Annotated in this window: 10 protein-coding genes, 1 pseudogene and 1 riboswitch; of the genes and pseudogenes, 7 read left to right on the top strand and 4 right to left on the bottom strand. The window is 69.5% G+C overall.

Annotation, left to right across the window (positions count from 1 at the left end; genetic code table 11):
- Positions 1-118: 118 nt before the first annotated feature.
- Entirely contained in the window at positions 119-682 is a 564-nt protein-coding gene (locus tag ACFXGX_RS02945) for a PadR family transcriptional regulator (RefSeq protein WP_384784003.1), read from the bottom strand.
- 82 nt (positions 683-764) lie between these two features.
- Between ACFXGX_RS02945 and ACFXGX_RS02940 the strand changes: the two genes are divergently transcribed.
- Together ACFXGX_RS02940 and ACFXGX_RS02935 are read left to right on the top strand one after the other, a co-directional pair.
- Positions 765-1,157: a nuclear transport factor 2 family protein gene (locus ACFXGX_RS02940; RefSeq protein WP_355768039.1), complete on the top strand. Its 393-nt coding sequence runs from the start codon at positions 765-767 to the stop codon at positions 1,155-1,157.
- Positions 1,158-1,208: 51 nt separating this feature from the next.
- Complete coding sequence (locus ACFXGX_RS02935; RefSeq protein WP_384784002.1) at positions 1,209-1,583, top strand: ferredoxin; 375 nt, start codon at positions 1,209-1,211, stop codon at positions 1,581-1,583.
- A 199-nt stretch (positions 1,584-1,782) separates the two neighbouring features.
- Here the strand turns inward: ACFXGX_RS02935 and ACFXGX_RS02930 are convergent, their stop codons facing one another.
- Positions 1,783-2,367, bottom strand: coding sequence for a histidine phosphatase family protein (locus ACFXGX_RS02930; RefSeq protein WP_384784000.1), 585 nt, complete (start codon positions 2,365-2,367; stop codon positions 1,783-1,785).
- 220 nt (positions 2,368-2,587) lie between these two features.
- A riboswitch (cobalamin riboswitch) is annotated at positions 2,588-2,678 on the top strand.
- 62 nt (positions 2,679-2,740) lie between these two features.
- On the opposite strand from ACFXGX_RS02930, the gene ACFXGX_RS02925 reads away from it, so the two are divergent.
- Complete coding sequence (locus tag ACFXGX_RS02925) at positions 2,741-2,962, top strand: CbtB-domain containing protein (RefSeq protein ID WP_382786009.1); 222 nt, start codon at positions 2,741-2,743, stop codon at positions 2,960-2,962.
- A gap of 119 nt (positions 2,963-3,081) precedes the next feature.
- On the opposite strand, the gene ACFXGX_RS02920 is transcribed toward ACFXGX_RS02925, so the two are convergent.
- Entirely contained in the window at positions 3,082-3,774 is a 693-nt protein-coding gene (locus ACFXGX_RS02920) for a GntR family transcriptional regulator (protein WP_384783998.1), read from the bottom strand.
- A gap of 110 nt (positions 3,775-3,884) precedes the next feature.
- On the opposite strand from ACFXGX_RS02920, the gene ACFXGX_RS02915 reads away from it, so the two are divergent.
- From ACFXGX_RS02915 to ACFXGX_RS02905, 3 genes are all read left to right on the top strand, one after another.
- On the top strand, positions 3,885-4,418 hold the full coding sequence (locus tag ACFXGX_RS02915) for a YbhB/YbcL family Raf kinase inhibitor-like protein (protein WP_384783996.1): 534 nt from the start codon (positions 3,885-3,887) through the stop codon (positions 4,416-4,418).
- A gap of 34 nt (positions 4,419-4,452) precedes the next feature.
- Positions 4,453-5,325: a hypothetical protein gene (locus tag ACFXGX_RS02910; protein ID WP_384783994.1), complete on the top strand. Its 873-nt coding sequence runs from the start codon at positions 4,453-4,455 to the stop codon at positions 5,323-5,325.
- Positions 5,326-5,549: 224 nt separating this feature from the next.
- Positions 5,550-6,740, top strand: a complete 1,191-nt coding sequence (locus ACFXGX_RS02905; protein ID WP_384783992.1) for an acyl-CoA dehydrogenase family protein — start codon at positions 5,550-5,552, stop codon at positions 6,738-6,740.
- A gap of 251 nt (positions 6,741-6,991) precedes the next feature.
- Here the strand turns inward: ACFXGX_RS02905 and ACFXGX_RS02900 are convergent.
- Positions 6,992-7,615: pseudogene (locus ACFXGX_RS02900) on the bottom strand (IS5 family transposase); the annotation flags it as partial.
- A gap of 454 nt (positions 7,616-8,069) precedes the next feature.
- Between ACFXGX_RS02900 and ACFXGX_RS02895 the strand changes: the two are divergent.
- Positions 8,070-9,224 (top strand): MFS transporter, encoded by a 1,155-nt coding sequence (locus tag ACFXGX_RS02895; protein WP_384783990.1) that lies wholly within the window; start codon positions 8,070-8,072, stop codon positions 9,222-9,224.
- The last annotated feature ends 401 nt before the right edge of the window (positions 9,225-9,625 follow it).

The following is a 9,625-nucleotide window of genomic DNA, read 5'->3' as shown; positions in this document are numbered from 1 at the left end:
CACCACACAACCCCAACCCACCCCCACCCCCGCCCCCCGTTTTTCACGCCCCTGGGGGGGGGGGCCCGCCGCCCCCCGGGGGGGCGCCCGCGACCAGGTTAGTGCGAATGGTTCGCCTTCAGTGGGAGAGCGACGCCCGCTGTTCCAGGACCCTCAGCGCCCGTTCCGCCCAGTCGATGATCGCCTGCTCGAAGGCGCGTCCTCCCAGGAGAGTGAGATACGGCCCGACGCGCTCCGCCCCGGCCAGGTACTCGTCCTCGGTGCGCCCGTCGAGCAGGCGGGCGCCGATCCGCTCGTAGTGCGCCAGCTTGGCGCGCGACCACTCCAGCCGCTCGGCGATCGCCACTCGGACGGCGTCGGCGTCCCCCATGTCGAGTGCGTACACCTTGACCATCAGCTCGTCGCGGATCGCGGTGGGCTTCGCGGGCCCCGAGGTGAAGGACGCCAGCGCTTCGAGGCCGGTCGTGGTCAGCGAGAAGAGTCGCTTGTTGGGCCGGCGCTCCTGCTGGACGACCCGGGCCTCGATCAGCCCCTCGGACTCCATCCGTTCGAGTTCCCGGTAGAGCTGCTGCGGGGTCGCCATCCAGAAGTTGGCCACAGAGGCGTCGAATCCTTTGGCCAGGTCGTACCCCGACGCCTCACCCTCCAGGAGCGAGGCCAGTACCGCGTTGCGCAATGCCATCCCGCAAGGCTAGACGCCCCGGACTCGCAGGACTAATCTTATCCGCACCTAATCAATTAATTGAGTAAGAGAGGCGGGCGCAATGAACTCCTTCCGCAAGGCCGTGGAGGCCGGAGACCTCGGCGCGGTCGAGGAACTGCTGGCCGACGACGTCGTGTTCACCAGCCCGGTCGCCTTCAAGCCGTACCCGGGCAAGCCGATCACCGCCGCCATCCTGCGTGGCGTCTGGCGTGTCTTCAGCGACTTCCGCTACGTCCGTGAGATCGCCGGCGCCGACGGTCGCGACCACGCGCTCGTCTTCACGGCCAAGGTGGGCGACAAGGAGATCAACGGCTGCGACTTCCTGCACTTCGACGAGGACGGCCGCATCGACGAATTCACGGTGATGGTCCGCCCGTTGTCGGCGGCCCAGGCACTCTCCGAGGCCATGGGGGCGCAGTTCGAGCAGATCTCCCGGGAAGCGGCCGGAGCGTGAGGCTCCGGCCTCGCGCTGTTTGAACCGACTCCCTCCGGCTACCCGGCTGTTGTGACGACGACGCCTTCACAGCAGGAGCTCTTCCGGTACTTGGAGGACCGCTTCGAGTGCGCCCGGACCTGTGCCGAATGCGCCAGGACCTCCACGCTGCGCGCGAGCCTCATGGATCCGGACGGGCCGAAGCGGCAGGAGGCCGCGCGGCGTTCGGGCATTCTGTGCGCGGAGGTCTGCGAGGCGACCTGCCATGTACTGTCCCGTCATCCGGGGCCGAGCGACCGGGGGCTCCGCGCTCGGCTGGAGTGGTGCCGGGACGTCTGCCTGGAGTGTGCCGAGGCCTTCGACGCGTGTCCGGGGTCGGAGGCCGCCGCGCAGAAATGCCGTGAGTGCGCCCGCACTTGCACGGACTTCATCGCCACGCTGTGGTGAGCCGTGAGCCGTGAGCCGTGAGCCGTGAGCCGTGAGCCGTGAGCCGTGAGCCGTGAGCCGTGAGCCGTGAGCCGCGAGCCGCGAGCGCCGGGCCGCAGACGCCCGAGTTGGGCTCCAGGTCGCCCAGGTCGCCCGGGTGGCCCAGGCTCGCCAGGGTCAGGCCCCAGACCGGCCGGGTCGGGCCCCGGACCGTCCAGGGTCAGGCAGACCCGACGAGCGGGCGTCCGGCGCGGAGGTTCCAGCGTCCCGCGCGCCCGCTCAACTCCGTGACGGTGAGCGGCGGCACGTCCACCCGCCAGAATGCCTGCTCCGGCGCGCCCAAGACCCGTACCACCAGGGCCCGTACGACCTCGGGCTCCACCACGGCGACGGTTCGGCCGTCGAAACCGGCCGCCGCGTCCAGGTGTTCCGCCACTCGGTCGCAGAACGTCCGCACCGACTCGCCGTCGTGCGGAGCGGACGCCGGATCGGCGAGCCAGCGCGCCACCGCCTCCGGCTCCTTCGCGCTCACCTCGTTCAGCGTCGCCCCGCGCCAGCGGCCCACATCGAGTGGAGCCAACTCCGTTGCCTCGAAGGCGTCTTCGAGCCCAAGTGCCTCGGCGGTCTGCCGGCATCGCACGGTGGGGGAGACCCACAGGCGCTGGCCCGCCGGAACGGCGCCCGCGTCGGCCGCCGCCCGGGCGGCTCGCAGACCCGAGGCGTCCACCGGACTCCCGTCGTCGAAGCGGGCCTCGCGCAGCGCCTCGCCGATCGCCGCGGAAATCAAGATCACTCGGCTGGTCATGCCATCACTCTCATGGGTCGTGGACCTGGATGATGCTCCATGGTCCAGCGTTGTGTGTCGTGCCCGGGAGCAGAGGTGGAACCCCCGGGCCCGTCAGGCAAGTTGCCGTTCCTCCTTCATGCTCCACGAACCGTGGGGCGCACGGAGGGCGGAGGTATGCGCCCTTGGCCGGGTCGGCGGCTTCGCGGTACCGTCACATGGATATTGACGACGGTTCGGCGGAAGCCCGGTGGAAATCCGGCACGGTCGCGCCACTGTAAGCCCGTCACATGTCGCTCCGGCCAGGGGTGACGGACGCGGGCAAGTCAGACCCGTGACTGTCGTCCTGTGCACCACCGAAATGGGACGCGAGTTCCCCAGGAGGTTCTGCCCCATGGCGCAGTCCGTCGTTCAGCCGACCGCCACGCCCACCGCCGTTCCCGCCAAGCTGCCGATCGGCGCGATCGTCCCCTGGGCGGCGTTCTTCGGCATCCTGATGCTGGTCCTGCTCTACTTCGTCGGCGCCGAACAGGGCGCCACCTCCCTCGTCTCCGGCGAGAACGTCCACGAATGGGTCCACGACGCCCGGCACCTGCTCGGGTTCCCCTGCCACTGACGGCTGTGGGGAACGTACGAGCCACGATATTCCGCGAGGGCCGGGAAACCGGCCCGCACGAGGGGGCGGCTCCCGGACGACCGGGAGCCGCCCCCTCGCGTGTGCGCGCACGCGCCTCGCTAGGTGGCTTGACCTGAATCGTCGGTCAGGGCGGCCGCGGTCAAGGTGAGGTGCTGGACCAGGACCGTGGCTGCGGTGTCGGCATCGCGGGCCAGCGCCGCCTCCTCCAGCATGCGGTGTTCCTTCGCGCCGTCCCGGTCGGGGTTGCGGTGCGCCGACCAGCGGCGGGCCAGCTCACTGGCGGTCCACAACCGGTCGAAGGTCTCCAGCAGTGCGCGGTTGCCACACCCCTCCAGCAACGTGCGGTGGAAGGCCCTGTGCGCCTCGGCCCAGGCGTCGGTGTAGTACTCGCCTTCCTCCGGCACGTACGCCGGAGTGCGAACCAGACGATGGTGCGCGGCCCGCACGCGGGCCTCCCAGTCGACATCGCCGCGCTCGATGGACATGCGCAGTACGACCGGTTCGATGGTCCGGCGGGCTTCCGCGATCTCCTGCCAGCGCTGGTCGGAGAAGGACGGGACGGCGAAACCGCGGTTGGGCAGCCGGTCGGCGAGCCCCTCGCCGACCACCCGCACGAGCGCCTCGCGCACCACGGCCAGGCTCACGCCCTGCTCCTTGGCAAGATCCTGCGGCTTGAGGGGGGCGCCGGGGGAGTGGTCCCCGCGCATGATCGCGTCCCGCAGATGTGCGTAGACCTGCTCGGAGAGCATCTGCTTCCCCGGCGAGGTCGAGGGGCGCGCCGCCTGAGTCATGGGCCCATCCTAGACGACCGGATAGACGATCCCGTAGATAATCGATTATCCGTGTTATGGTCGATTCAATAGTCGATGAGGGCGTCCTCGCCCGGAAGGGAACGACCGCTGTGCCTGCCAACGACCCCTTCGCCCGCCTCCCCCGGGCGGCCTCGTTCACCGTCACCAGCACCACCGTCAGCGACGGTGCCGCGTGGCCGCCCGAGCAGCACTCCTCCGGTCTGCCCGGCGGGAAGGACGCATCCCCGCAGCTGTCCTGGAGCGGCGCCCCGGACGGCACCAAGAGCTATGCCGTCACCGTCTACGACCCCGACGCCCCCACCGGGTCCGGGTTCTGGCACTGGGCGGTCGCCGACATTCCCGTCACGGTCACCGAGCTTCCCGAGGGCGCCGGCGACGACACCGGCTCACAACTGCCAGCGGGTGCGTATCAGTTGCCCAACGACGCCCGCGTGGCTCGCTACATCGGCGCCGCCCCGCCGGCCGGACACGGCCCGCACCGCTACTTCATCGTGGTGCACGCCCTCGACATCCCCTCGACAGGCGTCCCGGCCGACGCCACACCGGCCGTCCTCGGCTTCACCATGGCCGGTCACACCCTCGGGCGCGCGGTATTGATCGCCACTGCCGAAACGCCCGTATGACAGCGCCGCCCGACTTCCCGGAGGCACCACCGCCATGCACCTCGACGGCCTTCCCGGCTCCGCCCGCACCGACGACGGCCCGATGGACCTGAACGCCGTCGGTGACGTCAGCCGTGCCGTCAGCGCCGCCCACCTGTTCATCTACCTTGCCCCCGAGAGTGCCGAGGAGGCGGCCGAGTTGGGCGTGACCGACCGCGGGCCGGCGTATCTGGCCTTCCGGTCGGCCGCGATGGGCGCGGTTCCGTGGCAGGTCACGCTCGCGGCCTTCTACAACTTCAGCCCGCGGGCAGTGCGGGCCATGGCGGGCGTGTGGGACGCCGCGCCGCCCGAGCGGTGGCAGGCCGCCCGCTTCCTGGCCGTCGGACGGGCGATGCGGCGCGTCGACGTACACCTCACGGACGACCACCTCGCCGAGGCGCGCTCGCTGATCGACCCGGTCCTCGCCGGTGCCGACTACGCCGGCAAGGTGCTGGCCGCCGCGAACGCCTCGGTCCCGCTTCCCGTCGATCCTCTCCTCGCACTCTGGCAGCAGATCACGGTGGCGCGCGAGTGGCGCGGCGACGCCCATCTCGTCGTACTCGCCGACAACGGCCTCGGGCCGTGCGACTGCCTCGTTCTGCACACCGCAACCGGCCGCCTCCCGACAGCTCTCGTGCGAGCGACCCGTCAGTGGAACGACGAGGAGTGGAGCGCGGCGACGGCACGTCTCGTCGCGCGCGGCTGGCTCGACTCCCACGCCGTGATCACCGACGCCGGCAGTACGGCACGCGAGCGCATCGAAGTGGAGACAGACGAGCACTGCGCCGCGCTGTGGGCACCGATCGGCAACGCAGGTGCCCGCCGCTTCGCCTCGCTCATCGCGCCGATCACCAAGGCGTTCACCGCTGCCCCGTCTCGTCGGATCTAGCGGCAGGCGGTGTTTGCCCGTCAAGGAGTGGTGTCCGGTGCGACGAGAGGGCATGCAGGGCGTCGCGACGAGGCGAACGTCGCCCGCTGCGGCACCAACTGCCGCGCCCACACACCTCAGCCCGGCATCCTCTCGGAGGCGTCGGCGTCATCGGCATTCCCTATTTCTGGAACGCGTTCTACGGTGTGCGCCGTCAGGTCGGGCCCAGGGAGACAGGAGGCGCCGTGCATCTCGAATACACGCCGGAGCAGCAGCGGTTGCGGACCGAACTACGTCTCTACTTCGCCGAGTTGGTACCGGACAACGCCTACGCGCGCTATGGCGACCCGGCGGCGCAGAAGCGCTTCTACCGCGAGACGATCCGACGCCTCGGTTCGGACGGCTGGCTCGGGGTCGGCTGGCCCAAGGAGTACGGCGGGCGGGGTCTGAGCCCGATGGAGCAGTTCATCTTCTTCGACGAAGCGGCCCAGGCCGGGGTGCCGTTGCCGTTGATGGCGCTCAACACCGTAGGGCCGACGATCATGCGGTTCGGCACGGAGGAGCAGAAGTCGTACTTCCTGCCGAAGGTCCTCGCCGGCGAGATCGACTTCGCGATCGGCTACAGCGAGCCCGGCGCCGGGACCGACCTCGCCGCGCTCCGGACCAGGGCCGTGCGGGAAGGCGACGAGGAGAGCGGCCACTACACGGTCGACGGCCAGAAGATCTGGACGACCAACGGTGACACGGCCGACTGGGTGTGGCTCGCGGTCCGCACCGATCCGGACGCCCCGCCGCACAAGGGCATCACCATGCTCCTCGTACCGACCTCCGACCCCGGCTACTCGTGCACCGTCATCAACACGCTCGCCTCGCACGACACCACCGCCAGCTACTACGAGAACATCCGCGTCCCCGCCACGCGCCGGGTCGGCGAGGAGAACAAGGGCTGGCGGCTGATCACCAACCAGCTCAACCACGAGCGCGTCACCCTCGCCGCGCACGGCACCATGGCCATCCGCGCCCTGCACGACGTCCAGCGCTGGGCGATGGAGACCAAGCTCGCCGACGGCCGCCGCGTCGTCGACCTCCCCTGGGTGCGCCGCCTCCTCGCGCGCACGCACACCCGGCTGGACGCCATGAAACTCCTCAACTGGCGCATGGTGAACGCCGTCCAGGAGGGCACACTCACCCCGCAGGACGCCTCCGCCGTCAAGGTGTACGGCTCCGAGGCGCGCCGGGACGCGTACGCCTGGCTGATGGAGATCGTCGCGGCCCCCGGTGTCCTCAAGGAGGGCTCCGCCGGCGCCGTCCTGCACGGCGAGCTCGAACGCGGCTACCGGTCGGCCGTGATCTTCACTTTCGGCGGCGGCAACAACGAGATCCAGCGGGAGATCATCTCGTGGATCGGCCTGGGGATGCCCCGGGTACGGCGTTAGCGGGCTGTCACGAGGATCTTCAGTTGGCAGGAAAGAGGGATAGTTGGCACCAAGATCGGCGCACGTCATCAGAGATGACGGCGCATCACCTCGATGCGGACTGCGCGAGCCGCGGCTGATCGGTCGCGGGGGTAGGCGGAGCCGAGAATCATGCCGTCGTCGGTCGTGACGGGAGGCTGTTGCCAGGCGAGACTCATCTGTGCTCCGGCTTCGGCGCGGGCCGTGGCGACGAAGGCCGCGTACGGACCGGCCACGGTCGTTGCTTCGATCTGAAGCCACGCCTGGTGGAACGCCATGCGCGCCAGCAGGCCGCTCACCTCGTCGGTGAGTTGCTGGCGGACAGCGGACAGCGGACAGCGGACAGCGGACAGCGGACCCGAGTCCTGCACGCTCGCGGCGGTGACCAGCACCGCGAGCAGGAGACCGAGGGTGTCGGTGACGATGCTCCGCTTGCGGCCGACGATCTTCTTGCCCGCGTCCGTGCCTTGACCCGAGGCGGGGACACCGGTGGAAGTCTTGACGCTCTGCGCATCGAGCACACAGGCGGACGGCTCGGCCTCCCGACCCTCCTTCTGCCGCAAGAGCCGCCTGAGCAGGCCGTTGAGCTGTGCGAACACGCCTTCCTGCTGCCACTTGGCGAAGTACCCGCAGGCCGTGTTCCAGTGCGGGAAGTCGTGCGAGAGGTAGCGCCACTGCACGCCCGTGCGGTCCACGTGAAGGATCGCGTTCATGATCTCGCGCAGGTCATGCTCCGGTGGCCGGCCGACGTCCAGGGCCCGGCCAGGACATTCGAAGCGCCACGCTGCCAGCGCCGGCTCGATCAACTCCCAGCGGGTATCGGGCAGATCACTCGGATACGCACCACGGTCGGCCATGATCTGGGCATACCGCCGCCCGGGGACACCCGAGAGGCAGAGCGAACTCAAAGCGCCGCATTCAAGATGAAAATGACCTCTTCAGACCCCGCGAACATTGGCAATGCAGGAACCGGAGCCCTCTTGGGGCCTGGCCTGCTCAGGGGCAGTGGAGGAAGGATTGGCCCTGGGGCCGGAGGTCCTCTTGGAGGTTCGAGGTGGCGGGGTAGCTGTTCACGTACCTCGAACGAGCGGACCGGCCCAGGTCGGAGCTTGATCGCTGCGGGGTTCGCCAGCGGTAATCCTCATCGCGCTGAGGTCTGATTTCTCGTCGCGTGAACCATAGCCGAGCTCAGAGCTAGAAATTCGAGGAAACTCTGTGGGAATCCGCTCCCTCATGCCTTCGCTACCCAAGACGCGGGGGCCCCGGGCCGAAGCCTCCGGGGCGCCCGCGAACCGTGCGGCCAGGCTGCTCGTGCCTCTGACACTGATCAACACATTCGGCAACGGTCTGTTCCGGGTGAACAGTGCGCTGTTCTTCACGCACGTCGGGGACATGACGGCGGGCCAGTTCGGCACAGGACTGGCTGCCGGCGGCGTATGCGGCATCCTCGCGTCCGTGCCCTTCGGCCGGGCTTGCGACCGCTGGGGTGCCCGCCGTGTGCTGATGATCCTCTGGTCCGCGGAGGCCGTGGGGATCTTGGGTTATACGCAAGTTCATTCGTTCTGGTTGTTCCTCATGCTGATCTGCCCGATCACCGCGGTGGATCGCGGGTCAGTGGTCGCGTACCGGGCACTGCTGGCGACAGCGCTGCCACAGGACGGTGTGGTCAAGGCGCGGGCGAAGCTTCGAGCACTGGCGAATGTCGGGGTCGGGCTCGGCGCGGGCGTCGGCGGCCTTGCGCTCGCTGTGGACACGGCTACCGCCTACTTTGCCGTCATCGTCGTTGACTGTCTGACCTTCGTCGTCGCAGCGGCCATGCTGGCCGGCCTTCCGATCGCCCGGGCGACCGCCGCCGCAGCCACCGGGCAGGACAGCCGACGCTCGGGCGTGCTACGAGATCGGCGCTATGTGCTTTTCAGTGCGATATGCGCCGTCCTGGCGCTTCAGTTCGGCATTTTCGAAGTCGGCCTGCCGCTGTGGGTGGTCCGCGATACGAGCGCACCGCGGGAGATCGTGGCGGTGGCGCTCGTGATGAACACAGCCCTCGTCGCCTTGCTCCAGGTACGCCTCAGCAGAGGTACCGAGGACAGTGTCGGCGCGATCCGGGTCGGCGAGCGCGCCGGATGGCTGTTGGCCCTGGGCTGCGCAGTCTGCGTCGTGTCACGATCCGGGTCGGCGATCACGGCGACTGTCCTGGTCCTGAGCGCGACGCTGGTCATGACGATCGCCGAGGTGTACTTCGCGGCCTCGAGTACCACGCTGAGCTACAACCTCGCACCCGACAGCCAGGCCGGCGCCTACCAGGGCCTGTTCCAATCAGGGACATCCACAGCGATATCGCTTGCACCGGTGGTGATGACAAGCGGCGTACTGCAGTTCCCGGTATGGGGCTGGCTGACCCTCGGCGCGGTTTTCGCCATCGCCGGGACTTCGCTCCGCTGGATTGACCCGGGCAAGGCCGAGTAGGTGGCTGCGTGCAGCCCCGACGGTCGCGCGTCCACGGCCGACATCGGCCTGGCTGTGCCGGCGTCGCTGAACGAGAACGTCGGGACCCGCCGGTAGCCGTGCGGCAGCAGGCCTGTCGGCAGAAGCTCATGCCGGGCATCGATGGCATGTGAGCAGCTCGCGAATCCGCGTGCGGCACTCAGCCTCAGCCAGTGCCAGTAGGGCCACGCGCCCGGCGCCGTGGCCCACCGCAGCGCATGCTCGACCGTGAGGGGCCCGGCGGCTTCCGCGTCCGGGCTGTCGGCAAGCCGGATGCCGAGCTTGCCCGGCTCGTCCCGCTCGAACCCGAATGAGCGGCGCGGCGCCAGGTGGTCGCCGGCAGCCTTGCGCAACGATGGCACGGTCACTTCGTTGCCGACACG

The sequence above is a fragment of the Streptomyces sp. NPDC059371 genome (genome assembly GCF_042751995.1).
Lineage (GTDB): Bacteria > Actinomycetota > Actinomycetes > Streptomycetales > Streptomycetaceae > Streptomyces.
This window is presented reverse-complemented; position numbering and strand designations above follow the sequence as displayed.

Excerpts from the sequence above, each read along its gene's own strand:
- ACFXGX_RS02945 (WP_384784003.1), bottom strand. The coding sequence starts at position 682 with ATGGCATTGCGCAACGCGGTACTGGCCTCGCTCCTGGAGGGTGAGGCG.
- ACFXGX_RS02940 (WP_355768039.1), top strand. The coding sequence starts at position 765 with ATGAACTCCTTCCGCAAGGCCGTGGAGGCCGGAGACCTCGGCGCGGTC.
- ACFXGX_RS02930 (WP_384784000.1), bottom strand. The coding sequence starts at position 2,367 with ATGACCAGCCGAGTGATCTTGATTTCCGCGGCGATCGGCGAGGCGCTG.
- ACFXGX_RS02925 (WP_382786009.1), top strand. The coding sequence starts at position 2,741 with ATGGCGCAGTCCGTCGTTCAGCCGACCGCCACGCCCACCGCCGTTCCC.
- ACFXGX_RS02920 (WP_384783998.1), bottom strand. The coding sequence starts at position 3,774 with ATGACTCAGGCGGCGCGCCCCTCGACCTCGCCGGGGAAGCAGATGCTC.
- ACFXGX_RS02910 (WP_384783994.1), top strand. The coding sequence starts at position 4,453 with ATGCACCTCGACGGCCTTCCCGGCTCCGCCCGCACCGACGACGGCCCG.